Source organism: Methylobacter svalbardensis, assembly GCF_037671525.1.
GTDB lineage: Bacteria > Pseudomonadota > Gammaproteobacteria > Methylococcales > Methylomonadaceae > Methylobacter_A > Methylobacter_A svalbardensis.
This window is the reverse complement of sequence record NZ_JAWPOH010000011.1, coordinates 65,895-92,431: the sequence shown is the minus strand read 5'-3', so window position 1 is coordinate 92,431 and position 26,537 is coordinate 65,895. Positions and strand designations below refer to the sequence as shown.

At 46.8% G+C, this 26,537-nt stretch carries 28 protein-coding genes and 1 pseudogene; 15 read left to right on the top strand and 14 right to left on the bottom strand.

The features are described 5' to 3' along the window. Positions 1-219: pseudogene (locus RW114_RS06820) on the top strand (IS630 family transposase); the annotation flags it as partial. Between the two features lie 7 nt (positions 220-226). Here the strand turns inward: RW114_RS06820 and mepK are convergent. After that, positions 227-913: a peptidoglycan L,D-endopeptidase MepK gene (gene mepK / locus RW114_RS06815; protein WP_340121985.1), complete on the bottom strand. Its 687-nt coding sequence runs from the start codon at positions 911-913 to the stop codon at positions 227-229. 185 nt (positions 914-1,098) lie between these two features. Here mepK and RW114_RS06810 point away from each other — a divergent pair, with 185 nt between their 5' ends. From RW114_RS06810 to RW114_RS06785, 6 genes are all read left to right on the top strand, one after another. Continuing rightward, entirely contained in the window at positions 1,099-2,340 is a 1,242-nt protein-coding gene (locus tag RW114_RS06810) for an ArsB/NhaD family transporter (RefSeq protein ID WP_340121984.1), read from the top strand. Between the two features lie 43 nt (positions 2,341-2,383). Then, complete coding sequence (locus tag RW114_RS06805) at positions 2,384-3,676, top strand: flavohemoglobin expression-modulating QEGLA motif protein (RefSeq protein WP_340121983.1); 1,293 nt, start codon at positions 2,384-2,386, stop codon at positions 3,674-3,676. A gap of 142 nt (positions 3,677-3,818) precedes the next feature. Beyond that, on the top strand, positions 3,819-4,238 hold the full coding sequence (locus tag RW114_RS06800; protein ID WP_340121982.1) for a hypothetical protein: 420 nt from the start codon (positions 3,819-3,821) through the stop codon (positions 4,236-4,238). Between the two features lie 76 nt (positions 4,239-4,314). After that, entirely contained in the window at positions 4,315-5,109 is a 795-nt protein-coding gene (locus RW114_RS06795) for an RMD1 family protein (RefSeq protein WP_340121981.1), read from the top strand. A 15-nt stretch (positions 5,110-5,124) separates the two neighbouring features. Further along, positions 5,125-5,967, top strand: a complete 843-nt coding sequence (locus RW114_RS06790; protein ID WP_340121980.1) for a 23S rRNA (adenine(2030)-N(6))-methyltransferase RlmJ — start codon at positions 5,125-5,127, stop codon at positions 5,965-5,967. 578 nt (positions 5,968-6,545) lie between these two features. Continuing rightward, the gene (locus RW114_RS06785; protein ID WP_340121979.1) at positions 6,546-7,169 is read left to right on the top strand and encodes a hypothetical protein; all 624 of its coding nucleotides are present in this window, start codon (positions 6,546-6,548) and stop codon (positions 7,167-7,169) included. 38 nt (positions 7,170-7,207) lie between these two features. Here RW114_RS06785 and RW114_RS06780 read toward each other — a convergent pair whose 3' ends face one another. The 3 genes from RW114_RS06780 to RW114_RS06770 all read right to left on the bottom strand — a co-directional run bounded on the left by RW114_RS06780 (position 7,208) and on the right by RW114_RS06770 (position 8,437). Then, on the bottom strand, positions 7,208-7,459 hold the full coding sequence (locus tag RW114_RS06780) for a hypothetical protein (RefSeq protein WP_340121978.1): 252 nt from the start codon (positions 7,457-7,459) through the stop codon (positions 7,208-7,210). Between the two features lie 115 nt (positions 7,460-7,574). Continuing rightward, complete coding sequence (locus tag RW114_RS06775; protein ID WP_340121988.1) at positions 7,575-7,907, bottom strand: surface-adhesin E family protein; 333 nt, start codon at positions 7,905-7,907, stop codon at positions 7,575-7,577. 95 nt (positions 7,908-8,002) lie between these two features. Next, the gene (locus RW114_RS06770) at positions 8,003-8,437 is read right to left on the bottom strand and encodes a hypothetical protein (RefSeq protein WP_340121977.1); all 435 of its coding nucleotides are present in this window, start codon (positions 8,435-8,437) and stop codon (positions 8,003-8,005) included. 321 nt (positions 8,438-8,758) lie between these two features. Here RW114_RS06770 and RW114_RS06765 point away from each other — a divergent pair, with 321 nt between their 5' ends. From RW114_RS06765 to RW114_RS06730, 8 genes are all read left to right on the top strand, one after another. After that, positions 8,759-9,469 (top strand): transposase, encoded by a 711-nt coding sequence (locus RW114_RS06765; RefSeq protein ID WP_340121976.1) that lies wholly within the window; start codon positions 8,759-8,761, stop codon positions 9,467-9,469. 122 nt (positions 9,470-9,591) lie between these two features. Next, a complete protein-coding gene (locus RW114_RS06760; protein WP_340121975.1) occupies positions 9,592-11,256 on the top strand; it encodes a glutamine--tRNA ligase/YqeY domain fusion protein in 1,665 nt (554 codons plus the stop codon). A gap of 37 nt (positions 11,257-11,293) precedes the next feature. Next, positions 11,294-11,701 carry a ketosteroid isomerase-related protein gene (locus tag RW114_RS06755; protein WP_340121974.1) on the top strand — a complete coding sequence of 136 codons (408 nt, stop codon included), beginning with the start codon at positions 11,294-11,296 and terminating at the stop codon, positions 11,699-11,701. Between the two features lie 379 nt (positions 11,702-12,080). Then, the gene (locus RW114_RS06750) at positions 12,081-12,410 is read left to right on the top strand and encodes a hypothetical protein (RefSeq protein ID WP_340121973.1); all 330 of its coding nucleotides are present in this window, start codon (positions 12,081-12,083) and stop codon (positions 12,408-12,410) included. A 140-nt stretch (positions 12,411-12,550) separates the two neighbouring features. Beyond that, positions 12,551-13,387 carry a 23S rRNA (guanine(745)-N(1))-methyltransferase gene (gene rlmA / locus RW114_RS06745; RefSeq protein ID WP_340121972.1) on the top strand — a complete coding sequence of 279 codons (837 nt, stop codon included), beginning with the start codon at positions 12,551-12,553 and terminating at the stop codon, positions 13,385-13,387. 118 nt (positions 13,388-13,505) lie between these two features. Continuing rightward, positions 13,506-15,062: a bifunctional aminoglycoside phosphotransferase/ATP-binding protein gene (locus RW114_RS06740; protein ID WP_340121971.1), complete on the top strand. Its 1,557-nt coding sequence runs from the start codon at positions 13,506-13,508 to the stop codon at positions 15,060-15,062. 57 nt (positions 15,063-15,119) lie between these two features. Continuing rightward, complete coding sequence (locus RW114_RS06735) at positions 15,120-15,326, top strand: DUF6494 family protein (RefSeq protein WP_340121970.1); 207 nt, start codon at positions 15,120-15,122, stop codon at positions 15,324-15,326. Between the two features lie 24 nt (positions 15,327-15,350). Continuing rightward, the gene (locus RW114_RS06730) at positions 15,351-15,839 is read left to right on the top strand and encodes a nucleoside triphosphate pyrophosphohydrolase family protein (RefSeq protein WP_340121969.1); all 489 of its coding nucleotides are present in this window, start codon (positions 15,351-15,353) and stop codon (positions 15,837-15,839) included. 212 nt (positions 15,840-16,051) lie between these two features. On the opposite strand, the gene RW114_RS06725 is transcribed toward RW114_RS06730, so the two are convergent. From RW114_RS06725 to RW114_RS06680, 10 genes are all read right to left on the bottom strand, one after another. Continuing rightward, entirely contained in the window at positions 16,052-16,372 is a 321-nt protein-coding gene (locus RW114_RS06725; RefSeq protein WP_340121968.1) for a non-heme iron oxygenase ferredoxin subunit, read from the bottom strand. A gap of 68 nt (positions 16,373-16,440) precedes the next feature. After that, positions 16,441-17,199: a class I SAM-dependent methyltransferase gene (locus RW114_RS06720; RefSeq protein ID WP_340121987.1), complete on the bottom strand. Its 759-nt coding sequence runs from the start codon at positions 17,197-17,199 to the stop codon at positions 16,441-16,443. A gap of 132 nt (positions 17,200-17,331) precedes the next feature. After that, complete coding sequence (gene sufU, locus RW114_RS06715; RefSeq protein ID WP_340121967.1) at positions 17,332-17,784, bottom strand: Fe-S cluster assembly sulfur transfer protein SufU; 453 nt, start codon at positions 17,782-17,784, stop codon at positions 17,332-17,334. A 101-nt stretch (positions 17,785-17,885) separates the two neighbouring features. Further along, positions 17,886-18,521, bottom strand: coding sequence for a type II toxin-antitoxin system HicB family antitoxin (locus RW114_RS06710; RefSeq protein WP_340121966.1), 636 nt, complete (start codon positions 18,519-18,521; stop codon positions 17,886-17,888). Continuing rightward, on the bottom strand, positions 18,521-19,747 hold the full coding sequence (locus RW114_RS06705; RefSeq protein WP_340121965.1) for a SufS family cysteine desulfurase: 1,227 nt from the start codon (positions 19,745-19,747) through the stop codon (positions 18,521-18,523). The genes RW114_RS06710 and RW114_RS06705 overlap by 1 nt, the downstream gene beginning before the upstream one ends. Continuing rightward, positions 19,744-21,117: a Fe-S cluster assembly protein SufD gene (sufD, locus tag RW114_RS06700; RefSeq protein WP_340121964.1), complete on the bottom strand. Its 1,374-nt coding sequence runs from the start codon at positions 21,115-21,117 to the stop codon at positions 19,744-19,746. The genes RW114_RS06705 and sufD overlap by 4 nt, the downstream gene beginning before the upstream one ends. Then, a complete protein-coding gene (sufC, locus tag RW114_RS06695; protein ID WP_340121963.1) occupies positions 21,117-21,866 on the bottom strand; it encodes a Fe-S cluster assembly ATPase SufC in 750 nt (249 codons plus the stop codon). The genes sufD and sufC overlap by 1 nt, the downstream gene beginning before the upstream one ends. Before the next feature lie 73 nt (positions 21,867-21,939). Continuing rightward, positions 21,940-23,388, bottom strand: a complete 1,449-nt coding sequence (gene sufB / locus RW114_RS06690) for a Fe-S cluster assembly protein SufB (RefSeq protein ID WP_340121962.1) — start codon at positions 23,386-23,388, stop codon at positions 21,940-21,942. Between the two features lie 9 nt (positions 23,389-23,397). After that, positions 23,398-23,847 carry an SUF system Fe-S cluster assembly regulator gene (locus tag RW114_RS06685; protein WP_340121961.1) on the bottom strand — a complete coding sequence of 150 codons (450 nt, stop codon included), beginning with the start codon at positions 23,845-23,847 and terminating at the stop codon, positions 23,398-23,400. Between the two features lie 226 nt (positions 23,848-24,073). Continuing rightward, positions 24,074-26,488, bottom strand: coding sequence for a DNA internalization-related competence protein ComEC/Rec2 (locus tag RW114_RS06680; RefSeq protein WP_340121960.1), 2,415 nt, complete (start codon positions 26,486-26,488; stop codon positions 24,074-24,076). Positions 26,489-26,537 lie beyond the last annotated feature (49 nt).

The following is a 26,537-nucleotide window of genomic DNA, read 5'->3' as shown; positions in this document are numbered from 1 at the left end:
CCAAAACATGGCAGCTGGTTAAATATGGCGGAAATAGAATTGAGCATTCTTTCTCGTCAATGTTTGGATCGTCGCATTCCGGACCAAGAAACATTAAAAAAGGAAATCGCAGCATGGCAAGAAAAAAAAAATGCTATTGTTCGACCTATGGAATGGCGCTTTACTAATGAGGACGCTCGGGTAAAGTTGAAGAAACTTTATCCGACATTACAAGAATGACTGAGTACTAGCTGCCCCAGCTTCTTACGCTGCCGGTATCCAAATGCACAAAATTGGATCTTGGGTAATAACCAACGCCGCCACGGCGCAGGGCCAAAGCTGCATTTCTAATCCGTTTGGTATCTATGCCCTCAAGACGTATATCAATCGCCCTGCCCTGCATATGCAGGCTGTTTTTGGCAACGCCATCGCTGTGTCTGCGCAAATCGGCATTGGTAGCCGGCGATCGATAACCGGAAACGATATTAAAAGGCTTCCTGACTTCGAGACTATGTTTTAAATCATACAACTGATCCAGCAATGCAGGGTCAATGGGATGAACACTACCGTCATGGTAATCACGAAACAGATGATTGATTTCGAGAAGTGCGTCTTCGACATAATTCCCCCGCTCAAAATAAGTCAGCTTTAAGCGGTCGCCGGTATGCGTATTATGTAAAGCTAGAACCTTATGCGAAGGCGAGTTTTGAGCCAGATTGGTATAGGCATCAATCCTATGTAAGGACTTTTTTGAGGAAAGGTGATGATGTAACATGTCATGAACATGGGTTTTATGAGAAGCATGTGCATGTGGGGCTATATGATGTCTAGCTCTGGCATTGACGACATCGATTCCTCCCACCATTAACAAGGAACCATAAGCCATATTTTTCAAAAACTTGCGTCGTGATGAAATAATGTCACTTTCATTCATAGTGGGTTCTGCTCGCGCTGATACTTGATAGGTATTAATACTGGTATCGTTATTTTGATCATTTAATCTTAAATTAGTCTTAAGCAACCTTTAAATATTCCAGACAAAATTATCTTTCCGGTGCTGCTTGCGTAGCATATTGAAACTATTACCATTTTTAAAACAGCCCCCTTATCAGGAACAAAATGAACATATCGGTGCTAACCCTGTTTGCGGTATTTGCGTTGATCGCCGTGCGTAAAATCGGCCATTTTAATATCAAGATCTGGCAATCAATGACCTGCGGCGCACTGACGGTATTGGCTACCGGCGAAATTAGCGGGCCCGACGCCCTAAAGGCTATCGATTTTAATGTGATGCTGTTTCTGTTCGGCATGTTTGTCATCGGTCAGGCGCTGGTCGCCAGCGGCTACCTGTACGCCCTCGCCTATCATTTATTTAACCGGATGACCTCGGTGCCGCAACTGGTTTGCGGCATTTTGTTCGGTGCGGCCTTGAGCTCTGCACTGCTGATGAACGATACGCTCGCGATTATAGGCACGCCGCTGGTGTTGCGCCTGGCTCGGGAACACAACATCAACAGCCGGCTGCTGTTATTGACTCTGGCTTATGCCATCACCATCGGCAGCGTGATGAGCCCTATCGGCAATCCCCAGAATTTTCTGATTGCCAGTCAGGGTGGCTTGTCCGCGCCTTTTCTGACTTTTTTTAAGGCGCTCGCCATCCCTACTCTGATTAATTTGATTGTCGCTTATTGGATTTTACGCCTGGTTTATCGGCAACAATTCATCACCGCTATGCCGCTTACCCATAGCCCCGTCAAACTATTGGATAAAAAACTGGCCAAACTGGCCCAAGCCTCCTTGTTTTTGCTGATCGGACTGATAACGCTCAACATCATTCTATCCGCCACGCACAGCACGGTGCAGCTTGAATTAAGCCATATCGCCCTTATCGCCGCCCTGCCGCCGTTGTTGTTCGGCTCTGCCCGGCTAAACCTGTTAAAAAGCCTGGACTGGTCAACCTTGCTGTTTTTTGCGGCCATGTTTGTGCTGATGTCCAGCGTCTGGCAAACCGGCATCATGCAGCGACAGGTCAATGCGTTGCACATGGACCTGACGACCCTTCCGGCTATCATGCTGCTCAGCGCCTCGCTCAGTCAGCTGATTTCCAATGTGCCGCTGGTTGCGCTGTACCTGCCGATGCTGAGCCATCCCAGTGCCGAATCGCTGATGGCCCTGGCAGCCGGCAGCACTATCGCCGGCAATCTGCTGATTCTGGGTGCCGCCAGTAATGTGATTATTATTCAGCATGCGGAAAAACATGCAGCCACCCTCGGTTTTTTTGAATTTGCCCGTGTCGGAATTCCATTGGGCTTAGGCAATCTATTGATATACTGGTTATGGTTTCGCTGCTGGTACGGCTGACCGCCTTCCCATTTAAACACTGCACCGCTAATGGACGACACACATGCGCAAAAAAGCCGCTAAACCTTCCGCTTATCTGACCGAAGTCAAAACGCTGTCGGATCGGATCGTCAAGGCTCAACAGCCGATCCGCATACTCGACGCGATCAAATGGGACGACCAAATCAAGCAGGCTTTTTTCGATGGCAACTGTAAAAAACTGCCGATCGTGACGCCGGATTATTATCAAAATCGCCCGCTGGGCTTTGATCCGAACGAAAAGAAACACGAGTTTTACCAGATTGAACGCGATTTAATGCGCAAGCTCGGCCAGCTCAACCCGCTCAGCGTGATCATGCGCCGAATCTGCAAGGAATATCTGGACGTAGTGCGTATGCTGGAGGCCAGAGGCAAGCCGACCTTCTCCAATATTTCCCAGGAATTATACGGCTCATCCCAGGACGTTTTTCATGTCGGCGACCCGACCATAGCCGATCTGGGCAGCATGATGGAAGGAACCCTGTCGCAATTATTACAACTGGATTTTCTGGTTGAAGAACCCAAGACCATTAATGCCAAGGATGCGGTAGACCTCCTTAACGAAAAAATTCAAACCGTGTTTCCCGGCGAAGGCCTGCGCGCGATGCTCAGCGATGGCATCGTCGCCGATGCCGCCGCCGGTACCGATTACATCAAATTACGTACCGATGCGCTGTTCAACATGCGCGATCTGCGTGTGCTTGAGGTTCACGAGATATGGGTGCATCTCGGCACTACCCTGAACGGTCTGGCCCAGCCTTATTGCACCTTTCTCGGCAAAGGGCCGCCGTCCGCGACCATCACCCAGGAAGGACTGGCGGTATTGATGGAGATATTAACCTTCAGTTCCACACCCAACCGGCTGATGCGCCTGATCAACCGGGTGCGCGCGATCACGCTGGCCGAAGAAGGCGCGGACTTCTTGGACATATTCGATTTCTTTAGGGATAAAGGCTTGGACAAGGAAGAGAGTTATACGCTCAGCAGCCGGGTATTCAGGGGCAGCAGTTCTGACGGTATGCCGTTTACCAAAGACCTGACCTATATCAAAGGTTTCGTGCTGACCTATAATTTCATGCGTCTGGCCGTCAGCAAGGGCAAACCGGATCGCATTCCGCTGCTGTTTTGCGGCAAAACCATGATCGAAGATATGAAAGTGCTGGTCGATCTGGTTGAAGAAGGCACGGTGATAGCGCCACGCTTTTTGCCGCCGCAGTTCAAAGACCTGATGGGACTGTCATCCTGGCTGAGTTTCAGCCGCTTCATGTCGTCAATGAATTTCAAGCAACTGGAACAAGACTATGCCAATGTTTTATGATGACACCTTATTTATGAATATAATTAGTGACATGTAGAGACGGTTTCACCTACAGAATTTTTGGCTTTAATCACAGTCCAAAGCGTAACGAGTGTTCGCCTTATACCGGTCACGACAAAAATAACAATTTAAAGGTAGACCTATGAAAACACCAAGACTACTCGCTGTATTTTTTATCGCATCTTGCTTTAGCACCGTCAACGCCTCTGAGCATCATAGCGGACACGGCGCAAGCGGCGGCGGCGGCGGCGGCGGCGGCGAGAATGCCTGCTTAAAACCGCAGCTGACCAAGTTTTTGCCTGCCAACTTAGCAACCGTTGCGCCGGGATCGGCGTTCTCTTTTATGGCTTTCAATGTTGCCAAGCCTGAACAAATTCACGTTACCGTTAAGACGATTCCGGTTGAAGTGACTACGGAAAATAAAGAGACATTTTTTCTGGTAAAAGGGAAATTACCCGCCGAGTTGGTTAACACCACTGCAAGAATCAATATCAAGGTGAATAGTAAAATTTCAAGATGTGATGGCGAAAATGGCTGGCTGGTAAAAATTACCGAAAAATAATGATACTTTTGTAGGGCACTCGTGGCGAGCCCCACTCACTTCACTACCACACCGACCCAACTTTTGGGAGTACTTTATGCCTGCAAACAAGTCAATTAAACAATGTGTAGCTTACTGTCTGGCGCAACGCTTTGATATTAGTACCTTAGCAAAATTGCTGTCAGACTCAACGCTGATACGCATTATTAAAGGCGCATTGCTGATTGAGCATGATCAATCCTGGTCGGTGGTCTTTGCTTATGGTGCTGTCGTACACTGGAATGTCAGCTCAGAACAGCAGATCAAGCTGCATCATTTATTATTGGATCATGCAGAAAACATACTGACCTCTACAGAGGAAGACCATTTCACTTTTATTCTTGATTGCCCGATCACACGTATTATTGAAGATCATCTTGAAATCGAGTCTTCCGATCCCATCCTGATATTTTCATTATCCCAAGGTATGGCCCAATCGATTAAGCTGGCCTCTTTTGAAACCAACGCGATAACCACCATCAACAATACCAGCTACATTCCCAAGTCATTGGCTAAAACCGGAAAAATCAACTTAAGCCGCCATCAAATCGCGAAAATTCGCGGACAACTGTTTTTAACCAAAAGCGACATCATTTTAAATTACGACTTGCTGGATACGCCTGATTTCTTTTGGGAATATCCGGAATATGAGGCCTTTTACGGAGTCACCGCAAAATACCTCGAAGTAAGCCCGCGAACTGACGTATTGTCAAAAAAGCTGGAAACTATCCACGAGTTATTTGAAATGCTGGCCGATGAGCAAAAACACCGACATTCATCAATACTGGAATGGATTATTATCTGGCTGATTGCTTTTGAAATAGGCATGGCAATAGTCGACAAAGTACTCTAAACAATTAAATTCATCATGCTCAGCTACCGACACTCGTTTCACGCAGGCAATTTTGCCGACGTTTTAAAACATATTACCCTGATACAAGGCCTTGAGTACTTAAGAAAAAAAGACAAACCATTCTGCTGCATCGATACCCATGCCGGCCCCGGAAAATATGCGCTGGACGGTGACTACGCCTTAAAAAACCGGGAATTTGACAACGGCATCGCCAAGTTATGGCAACGTAATGACTTACCGGACAGTGTTGCCCACTATGTCAGCCTAATCAAACGCTTTAACAGCTCTGACAAATTAACCCGCTATCCCGGCTCGCCGTTAATTGCCAAACAATTGCTGCGCGACAAAGATCGCCTGTGTTTATTTGAACTGCATAACACCGAAATAAAGCTATTAACCGCTGAAGCCAACAAAGACAAACGCATCAGCGTGTTTCATGCCGACGGTTTAACCAGCTGTTTAAAATTGTTGCCGCCGTTCGAGCGCCGGGGACTGGTACTGATCGACCCTTCTTATGAGATGAAAAGCGATTACCAACAGGTGGTTGAAACGCTGACCGCCATGCATAAACGCTTTGCCACCGGCACTTATGCGCTCTGGTATCCGGTCATTGAACGCAGTCGAAACCAAAAGCTGGAACGCGCGATAAAAGCCTGCGGCATCAACAATGTGCAGTTATTTGAGCTGGGCATACGCGCAGTTAGCGATGAACACGGCATGACCGCCAGCGGCATGATCGTGATCAATCCGCCGTGGACGTTAACCGCTGAGATGAAACAGATTTTACCCTGGTTGGCCGATGTTTTAGGCCATAATGGCGAAGGCTTTTACCGGATACAGACCATGGCTGGCGAATAGTTCCCCGGCCTTCATCCTTAAAACGGCGATTTATCCACTAAAAGCACGAAAGACACGAAATAAATCAATAGGCTGTAATAAAAATGGGGCAATAAAAAGCGTAAAAAGGGGTCAAGTTAGGTTACATTACGGACGCGAACTAAAAGTAACCCGACCCCTTTCTATGGGATGAAATCGAAGTCATTTTGGGTCGGCGCTCCAAAATTGTACCGCAGGGACGACCAAAAAAAATGAACAATGGCAATGAAAAGTAACCTGACCCGAATGGCACTTCGAACTAAAAGTAACCTGACCCCTTTCTATGTTCCTTCAATAACTCATACCAACCCAATGCCCACAAACGATACTCAAGCCGCGTCAAACTTTATCCGAACTAAAAGTAACCAGGCCCCTTTCTATTACTTTTCAGTGACTATATTATAGTCTTAATCATGCCTTAGATGGATTGCACATTGGACGTTATCGTGGACGACGATAAAAATGGCGAATCTGTTGAGCAATATATTAAAATATAATTAATAATCAATTGGTTAGTAATTTATTTTTACCTATTACCCACCCTTTTTATTATCGAATTAATGAATTCACGTATACGTAAAATTATTTTAGCAATGACATTGTCTATTTCAATCGACAGTGCAGAAGCCATTTGTTTCAATCCATTGGGTTGTACTCCAACAACAGAAGCTGAATGTATTAAGGATGTCGCCAATGCGAAGACAGAGGCCGCAGCAAAGGCAATGATTGCGGAGTGTAGAAAATTGCCAAAAGTAACTCTTTCACAATGTAGGACTAATGAAAAGCAGTGGGCCGAGTACATGAGTAGTCATGGCGGTGTTGAATGGGAATGGAGGGAGAGATCGTTAAAGACTGAATGTAAAAAGAATTTTCCTGAGACGTTTTTACCGTCTATTTGGGTTACCAGATCGTATTGTCAAGAAAACACTGACCGTCTTGCACAAGTTTCAAATGAAGTTGACGCGAGGTCTTTAAAGTCGGCACGCATAGAAAAAGCTAGGCGAGCTGTTCCAGAGATGAGCATTCTTAATGACAGGGAAGTTATAGAATATATGCAATCTAAGTACTATCAAGATATGTCTCAAGCTCAAATAGCCGCTGCTGTTTTTTTTGATGCGCCGCCTGAGCCAATTGCGGTTGCCGCAGAATGTGAAAGGATTACAGGCCGATTAAATGGGAAGTGATCTATAAACTTGATTTTGTTTTAGCTGATTTTAGATATTTACGCTGCTGTAGATCTTCTTTTACCTGCCACAATAATCACAACTAACGCAATTATTACACCAACTACTGATGCTGGCAGTGCTTTAAGCTGTGCGGATAAAACCGTTTTACTATCAGCCATTAATAATGCAGTTATTGCCGTTGCAAGCCAAGCAACTAAAAATCCAACAATTTTTGTAGCTATTGCTAGTCTGATTTTATAAATCAACACTGCTCCAAAAACATATACTACAAGTGTTGAAGGTAACATATAGGCTAATAGCTGTATAAACCACATATTAATATCTCATTTTTTAGGAGTGAGTGAAAACAATTTAATAGAGTTCACGTTATTAGGTTGGCTCAGATAATTCATATTCGTGTTTTTAATTTTTAGTCCATTTTTTAGTGCATGCTATCTTCCATATCCAATCTGATATGGTTTTAGGTTCTACGGCAATCCACTTATTATCCATAGTTGGACTAGCAATCATTTTGCCTTTCGCCATATTTCCTGAAAATAATTTTTCATTTAATATTTTAACTTGTTCATTTTCACAGTCATACTCCTGGGAATAAAAAGCTGATAAATATTTTTCATAATGAGGTCCAGAATGAATATCTGTAAAATCATACAGCACTAATATTGTTACATTAGAGCCTTTCTTATGGGTGTCAGTATCAACGTAAGTGGTTAGGCTACCATCAAGGAGCCTTATTAAGTAAGACCCATTCCGCCATTGCGCTATGGCTTAGAATAGAAAGAACTATTAGTAATATATATTTATTCACTTATTGTATTTATTTAGAATAATCAACTAACGTCTTTATAGATATTTAACGAGTTACAAATGTCATCAATATCTTTGGAATTTCCAGCATATACGTTTTCACTTGCATGATGAAGGCTGTTTGATAAGCCGATTAATGCTTTACCTGCAATTGATATTTGTTCTTTTCCTGGGAGTCTAAATGTGGATGCGGTTATGGTGTATAGAGGAACTAAGTAAAGGTGAGCTTGCAATTGTGAAGAAAGCTTACGTAAGTGTTGCGATGCGTCACATATCTTATCATTATCGCCAACACCTGGATTGTCTATTATGTTTTTATATTCAATAAGATAATGAGAAATTTGACCAATTGTTTTTTTGAAGTCTTGAACTGGATCAATGACTAACTTTACGGCTATTTGACCGAGCACATAAACAGTAACTCCGGAGAAAATAGTTAAAAAAATGGTTGGGTTCATAATGATGCGAATGATGCTTAAAGCTAGTGTTTAATGTGTGAAATTACTGCATTAGACATTATTGCATATTCTGGCCCAACCTGGGCAGTCATTCTGATCCAATCTGAACACCTATTCCGATTCATGTTGAACACCAATTCTGGTTTCAAGCTGAACACTTTTCTGGATTTTTCCAGAATCGGTGTTCAAGTTGCCAGAATGACTGTTCGGCCGAAAAGGGGGCCGAAAAGGGTAGAAAAGGGGTCGGTAGAAAAGGGGTCAGGTTACATTTCTGTGGGCTGTGTGTTATCATAAAAGTGATTTATCAAATACTTAACCATTATGCCCCGTCTTCCTCGCCTTAACTTGCCGAATGTTCCGCAACATATTGTGCAACGCGGCAACAACCGCCAGCCCATTTTCTTTCACGAAGACGATTATTGCATCTACCTCGAATACCTGCGTGAAGCTTTGGTGAAGAACAACTGCAAACTTTATGCGTTCGTACAGATGACTAATCACGTCCACTTGTTAACGCTAGGTGAAACATCGGGTGGGATTTCCGGCTTAATGCAATCGGTAGGTCGGCGTTATGTGCGCTATATCAATAGGACGTACCGGCGTTCAGGAACTCTCTTCGAAGGGCGCTTCAAATCAAGTTTGGTCGACAGCGAGCGTTATTTGTTGACGTGCATGCGCTATATCGAACTCAACCCGGTGCGTGCTGGAATGGTGGCTGATCCAGGGGATTACCGCTGGTCCAGCTACCAGCATCATGCCACTGGACGTTCCATGGAGTGGTTGACCGAGCCGCAGGAGTACCTCCACCTAGCCACGAATCCAGAAGCATGTGCGCTGACTTATCGCGAGCTTTTCAAGCAACCGCTGGTAACCCATGATATTGAAGCCATACGTACACATCTGAATAAGGATTGTGCGCTTGGTTCGGGCAAATTTCAGGATGAAATCGAAGCCATTTTGGGTCGGCGCTCCAAAATTGTACCGCAGGGACGACCAAAAAAAATGAATAATGGCAATGAAAAAATAACCTGACCCCTTTTTCCTATTTCGTGCTTTTAGTGTTTTTCGTGGACCAAGCGCTTTTTCCAGATTCATTCAATGTATAATTTGATTTTTTGACACACAAATTTCCTTCAATAACTGATACCAACTCAATGTCTACAAACGATACCCCAGCTGCGTCAAACTTTATCCGCCAGATCATTGCCAATGACCTCAAAGACAACAAAAACAACGGCAAAGTCGTCACCCGCTTTCCACCTGAACCTAACGGCTATCTGCATATCGGTCACGCCAAATCGATCTGCCTGAATTTCGGCATCGCCGCCGAAAATAACGGTGCCTGTAATCTGCGTTTTGACGACACCAATCCCGAAAAAGAAAGCGATGAATATGTGGAAGCGATCAAACGCGACGTACACTGGCTGGGCTTTGAATGGTCGGAATTGCACCACGCCTCGGATTATTTTGAACAGCTTTACGATTATGCTGTGCAATTGATCGAACAGGACCAAGCCTATGTCGACAGCCTATCGGCCGAACAAATCAGGGAATATCGCGGCACACTGACCCAACCCGGCAAAGAAAGCCCCGACCGCAGCCGCACGATAGCGGACAACCTCGATTTATTTAAACGCATGCGCGCCGGTGAATTTGCCGACGGTCAATACGTACTGCGCGCCAAGATCGACATGGCCTCACCCAACATCAATATGCGCGACCCGGCGCTGTACCGGATTCGCCGCGTGCATCACCAGCGCACCGGCAACGACTGGTGCATCTATCCGATGTACGATTACACCCACTGTATTTCCGACGCGCTGGAAGGCATCACTCATTCGCTGTGTACGCTGGAATTTGAAGATCACCGCCCGCTTTACGACTGGGTGCTGGATCAGCTTAAAACGCCTAGTCATCCGCAACAAATCGAATTTGCCCGTTTGCAGCTCGAATACACGATCGTCAGCAAACGCAAACTCAACCAGTTAGTCACCGAAAAACACGTGGGCGGCTGGGACGACCCGCGCATGCCGACTATCGCCGGTTTGCGCCGCGCCGGTTTTACGCCAAAATCGATACGCGATTTTTGCGAGCGCATCGGCCTGACCAAGCAAAACTCATGGATAGAAATGGGTGTGCTGGAATACTGCATCCGCGAAGATTTAAACGACAACGCCCCCAGAGCCATGGCGGTGTTACAGCCGTTACGCGTGGTCATCGATAATTATCCGGAAGATCAATGCGAACAACTGGAAGTCGGCAATCACCCGCAAAAACCGGGACTGGGCAAACGCATCGTGCCTTTTTCCAAAGTCATACTGATCGAACAGGATGATTTTGCGGAAGTCCCTCCGCCGAAGTTCAAACGTTTGATAGCCGGTGGCGAAGTCCGCTTACGCGGTTCTTACGTTATCCAGTGCAACGAAATCATCAAGGATGAAGGCGGCAATATCACCGAATTGCGTTGCAGCTACGACCCGGACACCCTGGGCAAAAATCCTGAAGGTCGTAAAGTCAAAGGCGTGATCCACTGGGTTTCCGAGCAACACTCGCAACCGGCGGAACTGCGTTTATATGACCGCTTATTCAACGTGCCTAATCCGGACAATGAACCTAACTTCCTGGATGCGATAAACCCGAATTCCCTTGAAGTCCTGACTGATTGCAGAGTGGAAGCCAGCCTGGCTAATCCGCAACCGGAAAGCCGTTACCAGTTTGAACGAATCGGTTATTTCTGCTTTGATGCGCTAGACAGCATTGATGGCAAACTGGTATTTAACCGCACCGTGACCTTGCGGGATAATGGAGAAAAAGGCTAATCACATATCACTCTAACTTATTGACCTCGGAATCACTATGAACCAAGACAGCATCAAGCTTGTAGAACAATACTATGCCGCATTCAACGGCGGCGACATGGAGTCTTTCCTTAACCTGCTGACTGACGATGTCATCCACGACATCAATCAAGGCAAACGCGAAATCGGCAAGGAAGCATTCACCCAGTTCATGGCCTGCATGAACAACAATTACCAAGAACAGCTGGCCGACATGGTCATCATGGCTACGTCTGACGGCAACCGCGCGGCGGCTGAATTTGTCGTGCTGGGTGAATACATTAAAACCGACGAAGGCTTACCTGCCGCACAGGGGCAAAAATACCGCCTGCCTGCCGGGGCTTTTTTTGAAATCCGTGATAATAAAGTTGCCCGCATTACCAATTATTACAACCTGCAAGACTGGATTGCCCAGGTTAGTAAATAGTTATCTATAGCGATTTCACTGTTTCCCAATCTGGAGATTGGGAAACAGTGAAAATACCGAGATTTACTTAGACCCTGTTGGTGACTGCGCGTTTTACAGATAAATTTATAGGCTGTCGGCAAATAATATTGCACTGTCATTTGGCCGATTTCACCCATGAAAAAAACTAAAAATTATTCTTTAAAATCAAAATATTAATATATTTTAAGCTAAAATAACTCCAGCCTTATTTAGCTTGGGAAAAACTTTTAATTTGAAATTGACTGTATAAGCAATTCGATTAATCCTATATCATAGAGCCCGGAAAGAATTTTCTTTTCCAATCATTAATTTTCGGACAGTGTCTGGAAATCATATCAAAACACTTCATAGGTATATGATGAATTTAATCAAAAAAGCAGTACTTACTTTTTTTATGGCAATGTCTTTAGGCGCAACTAACGCTGCTTTCGCCGAAGATGCAAAAGCCACTGAAGTTATTACGCATATTGAAGCCGCTTTAGCTGAAATCGACAAACACGATTTCAATGCCGCTTATTTGCATGAGAAAGCAGCGCGTGAAGCTTCCGAGCAAATCACCAGCAACGAAGCCGTTGCCAAACAAGGATACCAAAGCTTGATTCAAGCGCAGATACTCGGTAAAAAAGCAGATGCTGAAAAAGCCATTGCTGAATTAAATAAAGCATTAGGTTTTTACAAGTCTATCTAATCATTAGATCTGACTTTTGATTAGGACAGGGTTAACGTTGTTGATCCTGTCTTATATTAAAAACCATCGCTTAATCCCGCTAAAATCTCTATACGGCCTAGCTTAAGCTAAGTACGAGTAAAAGCCCCATCCCTGTTTTCATGCATCAACATCACAAGCCAAGCTCCTGTTATTTATGTCCGCTCTGTGGTGCCCCACTACCGCTAAAGCCATCCACTAAAAGTTATATTTGCGAAAACAACCATCACTTTGATCTTGCAAAAGAAGGTTATTTAAATCTGTTGCCGGTGCAGCATAAACGCTCCGGAGAACCGGGCGATAGCAAGCAAATGATGCAGGCCAGACGCGAGTTTTTGGAAGCCGGATATTATGAACCGATGGCCAAAACGGTAGCGATGATGCTCAAGGCAAGCCAGCCTACACATCTGCTGGATCTGGGCTGCGGCGAGGGCTACTACAGCCGGAAAATTGAAGCTCATTGCTCAAACCTAATGATGTTGCACGGCGTCGACATTGCCAAGTTTGCGATACGCGCTGCCGCCCAAAAACAACCCAATGCCCGCTTTATAGTCGCAAGCTCAAACCGGCTGCCTTATGCAGATCAGTATTTTGATTTTGTGCTGAGAGTATTTGCCCCGTCAAATGATGATGAACTGAGGCGGATACTGAAACCGTCAGGACTTTTGCTAACGGTCACGCCGGGCCCCAGGCATCTATGGCAATTAAAAGAACTGATCTATGCCGAGGTGCGAGAGCATGCTTTAGAGAACGTTGTACCCCAAGGCTTTGAGCGCATCGATACCCAACGCGTCAGTTATAAAATCTCCCCGATTCCCCAACAACGAATCGCGCTGTTACAGATGACGCCTTTTGCGTGGCGAGCCAATGAAAGCGCCCAGCAAGCCATTAAAGATGCCGACCAACTCGACATTGAAACCGACTTTATTTTGACGCTGGCGATAAAAACAGCGCATTAAAACCTTAGTCTTGGCGCTGCGCGAATTACGTATTTTTAACCGCCCGATCCTTCCGGCATTGCGCTTGATGTCATGATCGTAATATCATTAGGTTATTGACTGCGTCGGGGTTAACAACATGAGCAATAACACAGCGCTGGATTCTAGCCTAGCCCTCATCAAGGCATTATCTGGAATGAATACCTGTAGCCTCGTTGAAACCCATATTTCCTGGGTGCTGCTGACCGGTCAATACGCCTACAAAATCAAAAAGCCGGTTAACTTCGGTTTCCTGGATTTTTCCACGTTGGAAAAACGCCGTTTTTGCTGCAATGAAGAATTAAGACTCAACAGGCGCTTGGCCGCCGAGCTGTATCTTGAGGTCGTGCCGATAACCGGCACCCCGGATCATCCGCACATAGGTGGTGCTGATGTAGCCATCGAATACGCCGTCAAGATGATTCAGTTTCCTTCCGGGCAGTTGCTAAGTGAGTATGCAGCGCGCGGACAGCTAGGCACAGATCAAATCGATCAACTGGTCGACAGTGTCGCCTGTTTTCATCAAACGATTGCTCAGGCGGGCGAAAATTCCCCTTATGGCGATAGTGCCAACATCAACCATTGGTTTATAGAGAATTTCGATCATATCAGGCCTTTGCTGGTCGATAACGGTCAAAAACAGCAACTTCAAAATATTCAGCAATGGGGCGATAGCGAATGGCGTTATCTGGCTGATTTGATGCAGCGGCGCAAGCATCAAGGCCATGTGCGCGAATGTCACGGTGACCTGCATCTGGGCAACATGACGATGATAAACGGCAAAGTAACCCTGTTCGACTGCATCGAATTTAACCCGATGCTGTGCTGGATTGATGTAATCAGCGAAGTGGCTTTTTTGTTTATCGACCTGTTGCACTTTGGTTACAATCGCTATGCTTACCGTTTTCTTAATCGCTATTTGCAACACACCGGCGATTATCCAGGACTGGCATTGCTTCGCTATTACCTGATTTACCGTGCGCTGGTTCGGGCTAAAGTGTCCTTATTGCGCATGGCTCAGCAGCAAGATGACGATACCGTTGTTAAACAGGCGCGCGATGAATACACAGTTTTTGCAGATCTGGCCGAACGGCTTACCCAACGACGATCAACCTTTCTGATTATCACCCACGGCTATTCAGGTTCCGGTAAATCGACTTTCGCCTGCCAACTCGCCGAACAAATCGGCGCATTCCAGATACGTTCCGACATAGAACGCAAACGGCTGTTCGACTACCGGCCATTAGAGCAAACCGGCAGCAACATAGACAGCGGAGTTTATACCCCACAGGCAAGCATAAAAACTTACCTGCATCTTAAAGAACTTGCCCAAGCCGTGCTTGAAGCCGGTTTTCCGGTCATTATCGATGCGGCTTTTCTTAAAGCCGGACAACGCGACCTTTTCCGGCAGCTTGCGGCAGGCTGCGGCGTGCCGTTTCATATCATTAATTTTCAAGCGTCTGAGCAGGAATTATATAGACGCATCAAGCAACGGCAAGACGATGCTTCGGAAGCGACGGTAACCATATTGCATCAGCAACAGCGATCGGCGCAACCGCTATCGGAACATGAACAGGCGAGTGTAATAACGCTGAATACCGAGCGCGAAGATGTACTGGAAAATCTGCTGGATCATTTTGGGCGTTATTTGCAATGACGTGCTGTCAATTTTTCAACCATAAAAAAACCATCACTTTACCTTTAGGAGATCCAAATGAATGAAGATACCTTAAATCTAGACATCAGAAAATTCCTCAAAAATGTCGGCATCACCTCACAACGCGAGATCGAACACGCTGTATTCAAAGCCGTTGAAAGCGGAAAGCTGAACGGTTCCGAGACCATAGAAATTAAAATGACGCTGGAAGCTCCTGCTATTGGCGTCAGCCATTGCATCGAGGGGAAAATAGCGCTCGATTAAATAGACCGGACAGAGGACAAAAGCATGAACAAGCACTTGAAATTAGTTAGGGAATTCCACGACACATTTTCATTTCCGCAAGCAGAACACGGAACAAATGTGCCGCTATCCGACATGGATGTCGTTTTCCGCCAAGCCTTATTGATGGATGAAGGTAGCGCGGTTTTAAAAGCCATTAAAGCGGGCGAGATGGTAGAAATATTGGCAGGGCTGATTAATCTGGCCTATTGTGCATTGGGCGCTGTGGCTATGCGAGGCGACGATGTTATCGATCATCAGGTAACATGGCGGCACGATGGCTTTGTGATATCGCTCATGCGCGCCCTGTCTGACAAAATCCATAACTGCACTTCCGGCCGCACCGATGATTATTCGGCGGTTTATTGCTTGTGCGTGCATTTAACCAGAAGTTTTATCAATGCGGATTTCGATAAAGCCTTTCAAATGATCCATCAGAGCAAGCTATCCAAACCGGCTAAAGCACCCGATTTAAGCGATTCTCTTTACGAATAAATCTAAGCCTGTTGCAGCGTGACGAACCGACATTCCACACCCCTTGGCATCCTATTGATATTGAATGATATTATTTTCAATCGACTGATTTTAAATGCTTGTTTTTTAAGGATGCGGAATATCGGTAAGAATACTCAACGCAGATTTGAAAAATATTTTATAGGCAAGCCTATTTTACATTTTCCAAGAGGGTATTACTGCACGGATCAACGTTAATCCCAGCGATTGTCTCTGACCTGTACTTTACCGTTTTCGATTCTGACCGGAAAACAGTCGATGTTCTCATAGGCGGGCGGGGATTTTACTACGCCGGTTTTGACACAAAAACGTGCGCCATGGCGGGGGCAGATAATCTCATCCCCATCCAGTATGCCGCTGGCGATTTCAGCCCCGTCATGGGTACAAACATCTTCAATCGCATAAAATGCATCGTTGATTTTAAAAATCGCGACATCGGTACCATCGACATCTATGACGATGTTCTCGCCATTCGCCAAGGCATTTTGATCTACTACATCTATCCAATCTGACATTTTTTATCCGTTATCGTTGCATGTTAAACTTGGCGACCGCTGGTAGGTCACATATGTGTCTTTCGTCTTTAGCCCTTCAAATAAACATCATAACGCAACAACTTACCCTGAAAACTTTGACTGGGCTTGCCGCCCAAAGGTTCGGCATAATCGGGACTTTTGACCACCACGCGCTTCCCGGCGACTTTTAAGGCGGCCTCAAAAAGTTGCTCCTTATCCTGATCGTCGCCCAGCAGATCGCGCAATACCATCATCGATTTTTTGGCTAATGCCGATTTTTTGCGTTTAGGCGGAAACATAGGGTCAAGATAAATGCAATCGGGAGCACTTTCCAATTCGGCCAACAGCTCGATAGCATTACCCTGCAGCAAGCTGGGAGGCTCAAGATTAAGCCGCAGCATCCAGTCCAGTTGCGCCAGTCGGGCAAAGCCGTCTGTCAGCAGTTCCGCCATAACAGGAGAACGTTCGATACACAGTAGCTCATAGCCCATGCGAAAGATATGCAAGCTGTCCTGAGCCCAGCCGGTAGTCGCATCGATAACGGTTCTGGTTTTGCGGCCAAGCGCCTGAGCCAAAGCGCCGTCTTTCGGCGCAGGCCATGAACGCTGCTCACCATTACGCGGCTCTATATCGACGACCAAACCGCCTTTTTTAAGCAACTCTCTGTCAAGCAGTTTTAAACAGCCGTCCCGCCAGCTTAAAAAAAAATCTTCTGGGCTATCTTCGCTAAGCGACTGGTACAAAGGAACGTGCAATCTTTCTGCCAACTGTTGGAACGGGAGAACATCGCCCTGCCCTTGGTAAAGTACGGCCAGCTTTATCGCCAGGGATGGTGTGTATACCACAAGCCTGTCTGGAGCAGGCGCGGCAATCGCCAGGGATGGTGTGTATGCCGCAAGCCTGTCGGGAACAGGCGCGGCGCCGATATATTTTTGCTGTGAAATTTTCGTGCTCAACTATTACTCTGTAGAAATCGATTTTTGTTCGTTTTTCAACGCAGCATCAAGTGTGTGCCAGGCCAATGTCGCACATTTAACCCGCGCCGGATATTCCCGAACTCCGGCTAATACCGCCAGTTTTCCGACCGCTTCAAGATTAAAGTTTTCATCTTTACCTGTGGTCATTTCATGGAATTTTTTAAACAAATTCTCGGCTTCCTGTTCGGTTTTACCTTTGACTATCTCGGTCATTAACGAAACAGACGCAGTCGATATGGCACAACCTGAACCCTGAAAACTGGCATCGGCAATCACATCGCCATCCATTTTTAAATATAAAGTCAGGCGATCACCACATAGCGGATTAAAGCCTTCCACTTTTCGGTCTGCATTTTCCATGACGCGAAAATTGCGTGGATTACGGTTGTGGTCAAAAATAACCTCTTGATAGAGGTCGCGTAAATCATCAAACATATTTATTCTCTGTGAAATTTATTCAGAATCAAAATGGCTAACAATTATTTAAAGATAAAATTAGCCGCTTTCTAATTCATTAACGATTTAATCGATTATGCTCAACGAGGCCTATTAAAGTTCATTTGCATAAATGCTTGTTTCAGCATCAAGCTTAAATTATTTATGGACTCTACCAAAGACTTCTGAGCTGCAACCTGGGCAGCCAACTCACCTCGCGATGCCACCATTTCTTCTCTCTGTAACTTAAGTTCTATGCGTTGTAACGACAGCTCCTGCCTTTGAAGATGGATGGTGTAAATCAAAGCAACAAAGGCAAGACCACTAAATAAAGCATTAACTGAACCAAAAAGGTCGCCAAACTGACCTCGTTCTTCCCATGACGTAAAGAATAGTTGCCCCATAAGCAGTGCAGCCAACCAAAGCGTAACCACTGAGACACCAGCCAATACCAGTATATTCTTTCGCATTTTCCGTTTTAACCACGAAACTACAGGCTGACGAATACCTGAAGATAGCGGAACTGATATTTCGTAACTAATCACAATCGGCACATTAGGTGTAAAACCCAAAGCGACTAAATCTTCTCCTTCCAAATGCAAGCTTATCGCTTCACGCAAGTTTAGTGTCACTTCATCAAGTGTTTGACCCTGAATGACAATAGGCAACTCAAGACATTCGGCAACAAAGCCCGACTCTTCGCCTGCACAAATAGTTGCTTTGATAGTCGAAAGCATTAGCCAAATACCTCAATCAGGGACTCTATGCCTTTCATTAAAACGTCAATTTCTTCTTTGGTGTTATACATTGCAAAGGATGCTCTCGCCGTCGCGGGGACTTCAAAAAAGTCCATGACCGGCATCGCGCAATGGTGCCCTGCCCTGACTGCAATCCCCAAGCTATCCAGCATGGTGCCAATATCATGGGGGTGTATCTTATCCAACACAAAAGACAGAATCGCACCTTTATGCTCCGCCTCGCCAATAATCCGCAGCCCTTTAATTTGCCTAGCTTTTTCAGTGGCATAGGCCAGCAGCTCGGCTTCATAGGCGGCGATATTATCCATGCCGATGGCATTCAGATAATCGATGGCCGCACCCAAACCGACTACATCGGCAATACTGGGCGTACCTGCCTCAAACTTGTAAGGCAGCGTATTATATTCGGTTTCTTTGAAGGTGACCTTGCGGATCATATCGCCGCCGCCCTGATACGGAGGCAGGGCTTCCAGCAAAGCCTGTTTGCCGTATAACACGCCTATGCCAGAAGGCCCATAGAGTTTATGGCCGGAAAAAGCATAAAAATCGCAATCCAGATCCTGCACGTCCACCGCCATATGCGGAATAGCCTGCGCGCCATCCAGCAACACCGGAATACCTTTGGCATGAGCCGCTGCGATAATCTTTTTAACCGGATTAATCGTGCCCAACGCGTTGGACATATGCACGACTGAAACCAGCCTGGTTTTATCGCTGATCAGTTTTTCAAACTCAGCATAGATCAATTCGCCTTGCAGATTAATCGGTGCAACTTTCAAGATTGCGCCGGTCTGCTGGCAAAGCAATTGCCAAGGCACGATATTGGAATGATGCTCCATGGCGGTAATCAAAATCTCATCACCGGCTTTGATATTGGCTTTGCCGTAGGTCTGCGCGACCAGATTGATGGCTTCGGTAGCGCCTCTGACAAAAATAATCTCTTTTTCGCTGGCCGCATTAATGAAGTCTTTAACCTTGGTGCGTGCGCCTTCATACTTATCGGTAGAGCGTATGCTTAAGGTATGTACGCCGCGATGCACATTGGCGTAATCATGGCTGTATAAATGTACGATGCTGTCGATAACCGCCTGCGGTTTTTGGCAAGTGGCCGCATTATCCAGATAAACCAGCGGTTTGTTGCGTATAAGTTCAGCCAATATCGGAAAATCGGCGCGAATTTTATTGATGTCTAAACTTGTCGTCATAACCATTCCTTGTTCACGCCTTGCTGCGGGAAGCGCGCCAATACCTGTTCTAAGACCCTGTCGTGCAAACTTTTAATCTTGATCTTATCGACCATTTCGTTGGCAAAGGCAAAGGTCAGCATGTTACGCGCGGTTTCTTCATCAACGCAGCGCGATTGCAGATAAAAAATGGATTTTTCATCCAGTTGCCCAACCGTGACTCCATGTCCGCATTTTACATCATCGGCATAAATTTCCAACTGCGGCTTGGTGTCTACTTCGGCATCATCCGATAACAGCAAGTTGCGGTTATTCATTTGCGAATCGGTTTTTTGGGCGTCTTCAGCCACAATCACCCGCCCCTGAAACACGCCTCTGGCCCTGTCATCCAGCACGCCTTTGTACAGCTCGCGGCTGATCGCGTGAGGTTTCAAGTGATTGATGCGGGTATGGTTGTCGATATGCTGACGCTTGACGCCCAAGTACAAACCATTCAGTTCGCACGCCGACGCATGATCCAGATCGACATGAATATCGCTACGCGCCAGTAAACCGCCAAAGGCGAAATTGTGATGGGTAAACCGGGCATCTCTCTCCTGCTTAATGTAGCTGCCGCCAAAATGATAGGCTTTTTCAGACTCGCTTTGTAGCTTATACAGAGTCACATCGGCATTCTGGCCGACAAAAACCTCGGTAACTGCGGCGGTTAAATAGGCATTAGTCGCACCGATCGCCGCATCTGCTCCCGGCAGACTTGCGGCATACACTCCATCCCTGGAGATAAAAGTTTCTATCACCTTAACTTCGGCCAAAGCGTCGGTAATAATGATATTGCGGGTGGTCGCCATTTGATCGACGCCGGTCACAACATGCAGAACCTGTATCGGTCTGTCTAAAATCTGCTTGGCCGGTACATGTACAAACAAACCGTCGGTAAACCACGCGGTATTGAAAGCAATGAAACTGTGCTCCGATTGATCGGCGGCCAGACCTAAATATTTTTCCACTGTGCCCGGCTGTTTTGCCAAGGCATCAGCCATGCTCGTCACTGAAACAGCTTCGGGCAGACCGTCTAAAACCGAAAGCTCTGCCGAGAAATGGCCGTTCACTAAAACCAAGACCCAGGCATCTTCCAGTTGAACCGATTTCAGCCACTCGGCATCGACTTCATCGATGCTTAAACTTATCGACGGCGAAAACAGTTTCTTTTCAATGCCGGACACGTTGGTGTAGCGCCATTCTTCTTCACGTGGCGATGGAAAGCCATGTGCTGAGAATTCCGTCAATGCCTGTGTTCTTAACGCCTGCAACCAAGGCAAATTTTGCCCCGGCAATGCCGATGCTATGGTTTGATATTCAGCCGCATAACGGCTTGCTGTTGCCGTATTCATTACGCTACCGCCTCTTCGACCCAACCGTAACCTTTTTCTTCCAGCTCCAATGCCAGATCGGCACCGCCAGATTTGACGATCTGGCCGTGCGCCAAAACGTGAACAAAATCCGGTTTGATGTAGTCCAGCAAGCGCTGGTAATGCGTCACCATCACAAACGCGCGCTCCGGCGAACGCAAGGAATTAACGCCTTCCGAGACGATTTTTAAAGCGTCTATGTCCAAACCTGAATCGGTTTCATCCATAATGCACAGCTTGGGTTCCAAAATAGCCATTTGCAGGATTTCATTACGTTTCTTTTCGCCTCCGGAAAAACCTTCGTTAACCGCACGGTAAAGAAACTTCTCATCCATTTCCAACAAGCGCACTTTATCTTTAACCAGCGTTAAAAAATCCATCGCATCAACTTCAGGTTGTCCATTATGTTTGCGTATGGAGTTCAGCGCCGCTTTCAACAAATAGATATTGCTGACGCCGGGAATTTCCACCGGATATTGGAATGCCAAAAACACGCCTTCACGCGCCCTGATTTCAGGAGCCATTTCCAGTAAATCTTTACCCTGATAAGTCGCCGAGCCTTCGGTGACGGTGTAACCACCCTTACCTGACAACACATGCGCCAAGGTACTTTTACCGGAACCGTTCGGCCCCATAATCGCGTGGATTTCACCGGCTTTAATCTCAAGGTTAATGCCTTTAAGAATGGGCTTGTCGCCGATGCTGACGTGAAGATTTTTTATGCTGAGCATGTTGTTTTACCTAAATATATTTTTAAACTGTTATAAGTCATTCCGACGGTGAAATGACCGTATTTAATACGATTTAGCCTACTGAACCTTCCAGACTAAGCCCCAATAAAGCCTGCGCCTCAACCGCAAACTCCATCGGCAGTTCCCTGAATACTTCCTTGCAAAAACCGTTGACGATCATCGATACCGCATCTTCGGCCGACAAGCCGCGTTGCTGGCAAAAGAACAGCTGATCTTCGCTGATCTTGGAGGTCGTCGCTTCATGTTCGACCTGAGCCGAGGGCTGCCTGACTTCCACATAAGGGAAAGTATGCGCGCCGCATTTATCGCCGATTAACAGCGAATCGCACTGGGTATAGTTACGGGCATTTTCCGCGCTTTTCAGCACCTTGACCAAACCGCGATAGGTGTTCTGCGCCTTGCCTGCCGAAATACCTTTGGAAATAATGGTGCTGCTGGTGTTTTTGCCGATATGGATCATCTTGGTGCCGGTATCGGCCTGCTGATAATTATTGGTCAGCGCCACCGAATAAAACTCGCCAGTCGAATTATCGCCGGTCAGGATGCAGCTTGGATATTTCCAGGTAATGGCCGAACCGGTTTCCACCTGCGTCCACGACACTTTGGAATTCTCGCCCCGGCAATCGGCGCGTTTGGTCACAAAGTTATAAATACCGCCTTTGCCCTCTTTATCGCCGGGATACCAGTTCTGCACGGTGGAATATTTGATCTGGGCATCTTTCATTGCGATCAATTCAACCACGGCCGCATGCAGCTGATTTTCATCCCGCATCGGCGCAGTGCAGCCTTCCAGATAACTGACGTAACTGCCTTCGTCGGCAATAATCAAGGTCCGTTCAAACTGTCCGGTATTGGCGGCGTTGATCCGGAAATAAGTCGACAATTCCATCGGGCAACGCACGCCTTTGGGAATATAGACGAACGAGCCGTCGGTAAATACGGCGGCATTTAAGGCAGCAAAGTAATTGTCGGTAGGCGGCACGACCGAACCAAGATATTGCTTGATCAGTTCGGGATGATCGCGCAAGGCTTCTGAAATGGGGCAAAAAATAACGCCAGCATCTTTCAGCTTGCCTTTAAAGGTAGTCGCTACCGACACGCTGTCGAAAACCGCATCGACCGCAACACCAGCCAGACGCTCCTGTTCATCCAGAGGAATACCCAGTTTTTTGTAGGCTTCCAATACTTGAGGATCGATTTCATCCAGACTTTGCGGCCCGTCTTCCTTGCGTTTAGGCGCTGAATAGTAGCTGATCGCCTGATAATCGATAGGATCGAACTTGACGAACGCCCATTTCGGAGTCTTCATGGTTTGCCAATGACGGAACGCTTTCAGCCGGTATTCCAGCATAAACTCAGGCTCGTTTTTGACCTTCGATAAGCGGTGAATAACCGCCTCATCCAGTCCCGGCGGGAAAGTATCGGTTTCCAGTTCAGTGACAAAACCCTGTTTGTAACCCTGACTGATCAAATTACTGATTTCTTGTGTGCTTGCTGACATAAAAACTTCCTATCGATATAAACTGCTGAGCGGAATCATCACTTCTTCCGGCACAGCAGCAGGTCTGGTTAAATCGGCCAACGTCACCGACTCTAACGCATTATGAATAGTCTGGTTAATCAAACCCCAGCTCCCCCGAATATCACAGCCCGAAGCCTGCTCGCAGCCCTGATGGGAAATGCTGCATTCGGTCAGGGCAATCGGCCCTTCCAGTGCGCTGATAACCGCCGCCACACTGATTTCTTCCGGCATTCTGGCTAAAATATAACCGCCTTTGGCCCCGCGCGTAGAAATCAACATCTTGGCGTTAACCAGCATTTTAAGGATTTTACTGACCGTAGGCAAAGCAATGCCGGTTACTGCCGCTATTTCCATAGCGGCATGCACCTGTATTTTGTCTTTAGCCATAAAACTTAAAATGACTGTTGCATAATCAGTTAACTTACTCAACCGTAACATATGTTGCCCTCATTAATTGAGGACCATTCTAGTCCTATTTAATTACAGAGTAAAGTTGTCGGTAATTATTAATGTAACTATTCGGCCACAGATCAACACAGATTAAACCGATCAGGCGAAAGGCACAGGGCTAAAGACGAAAAAACTTAACTTCAACACGCTCACCCATCGTCTTTCGTCTTTCGTCTTATTCTTGAGCGCACATCCGTATCAATCCGTGACTGAATTACTTAACATTCCAATATTTACTTTCCGTCTGCCGCATCCCCTGCACGAGCCAGGCATTATTTTCAACATTAACGACAATCGCCCCGCTGTCGGCACTACTCAGCCATTTAGCATTGACTCGCCGATAGCGCGTTAAAACATTCTGATGCGGATGACCGAATTGATTGCGATAACCTGCCGGAATCAACACGTAGTCAGGTTGTACGGCGCGCAAAAAACCGGCTGTCGATGAGGTCTTGCTGCCATGATGCGGGGCGACTAACACATCGGCTTTTAAAGCCTCGCCGTAAGTCTCGACCAGCCAGGATTCTGCTGCAGCTTCAATGTCGCCGGTCAACAATACCGTACCGTGTACCGACTGGATTTTCAGCACACAGGAATTGTTGTTTTCCGATACAAACGCCTGCTGCGGCGCCAGCATCGTAAACTTGACCTGATCCCATAGCCACGATTGCCCGGCTATACACTCGGTTGGCGCATACTCGCTTAGCAATTGCGGAACGCTGGTCAACACCTTTTCAGTATCCATGCCGCGCATTAACGATGCCGCGCCGCCGATATGATCATTATCGCCATGACTAATGATTAAGCTGTCGATTTTGGCTATGCCTTGCGCATGCAAAAAAGGCAGCAATACCCGTTGCCCCATGTCGCTGTCAGCAGAAAACCTCATACCGGTATCGTAAACCAGCAGATGATCAGTCGTTTGCACAACCACCGATAAACCTTGCCCGACATCCAGCAAAGTCATATTGATGTCGCCGGTTTCAGGCCGTTTTGTATCAGTAACTACTAACGGTAAAAACATCACCAAGCTTAGCCACCGCGCCGGAATGCCGATTGGAGCAAGTAACAGCAACACCCCCGGCACTGCAAAAAACAACGCCCAATACGAGGGTGACGCATGCGTTATCGATGCCATCGGAAGTCCTGCTAAATAATCCAATAGCCACCATAAACCTTGCAACACATGATCTACCCAATAGAACAACTTGCCAGCCAGCATTGGTGAAACAAACATGACCATGACTGCCAGCAGCGACAAGGGCACAACCAGTAGACTGATGACCGGCACGGCGACCAAATTAGCCAGCGGAGCAATCAATGAAACCTGTTGAAAAAACAGCAATAACAACGGCGATAAACCCAGCGACGTGACCCAATGTAATTTTATTGCGCCCCGGAAATACCCAAGCTTGCCCAGGCGCCCGGAAACGGCATAAACAATCACACTCACGGCCAAAAACGACAACCAGAATCCCGCTGCCAACACCGCTAACGGATCGAATAGCAACACCGCGAATAGGGCGATGACCAAGGTATTAAAGGGGCGACTGTTGCGTTGCAGAATAATGGCGGTCATCGCGATAGACAACATAACTACGGAGCGCTGGGTCGGCACGGAAAATCCAGCCAACCCTGAATAAAAAACGGCAACCAGCACCGCCGAAACCGCCGCAACTCTTTGCGGCGGCCACGCCAGCAACCCTGTCCACGCCCACAATTTCAGCACCAAGAAATAAACCAGCCCGGCAACCAGACCGATATGCGAGCCGGAAATTACCACCAGATGAGTGGTGCCGGTTTTACGAAAAACCTCCCATTGCTGTTGAATGATACTGCTGCCATCGCCAATAGTCAGCGCCTTTATCAGCGCAAAACTCGGGCTGTTGCCCAATAGGCTTGAGAGCTGATCGGCGATACTTTGCCGCCAGACGGAAATGCTGTTCCAGGCCGAATCGCGACCCAGCAAAACAGGCTTTTGATTCGGACGCACATAGCCTGTTGCACCGATACCTTCGGTAAATAGCCAACGCTCATAATCAAAGCCGCCGGGATTCATGGTGCCGTGGATGCGCTTCAATTTAACCGTAAAAGTCCAATGCTGCCCTGCCTTGATTTGTTGATCCGGATAATACCAACTCAATCTCAGTTTAGCGGGCAATTGTTGTGCAGATTCGGTGATGATCGCTGCACCAGTTTCCGACTGATTTTTGGTATACACACCCTCCCTGGTAATCGCCGCACCTGCTCCCGGCAGGTTCGCGGCATACATACCATCCCTGGTGATCGCCGCACCCGTTCCCGACGGGTTTGCGGCATACACCCCATCCCTGGGGATAAAATCGAAACGAACGCGCTTTTCGTCCTGTTCAGGCAAATCGGCTATAGTGCCGGTCACCTGAACCTCGACACCTTCTAATTGCTCTGGCAACTGGTTAGACAATCGGTGCATGGCAAACACTATCGCCCACAGAACGCCGAGAACAAAAAATAGCCACTGCCAATAACGCAACCATGCAATAATGCCCGCCACTACGGCACCGACTATCAGCCATTTAATATCCGGCAACACCGGAAACTGTTGAACTAACAGCAGTCCGGCTAAAAATGACAGGACGGAAATAACCATTCAGCACCTTGGTGTTTTTTAGGCCGGCAAAAACCTGATAGACTTAGAC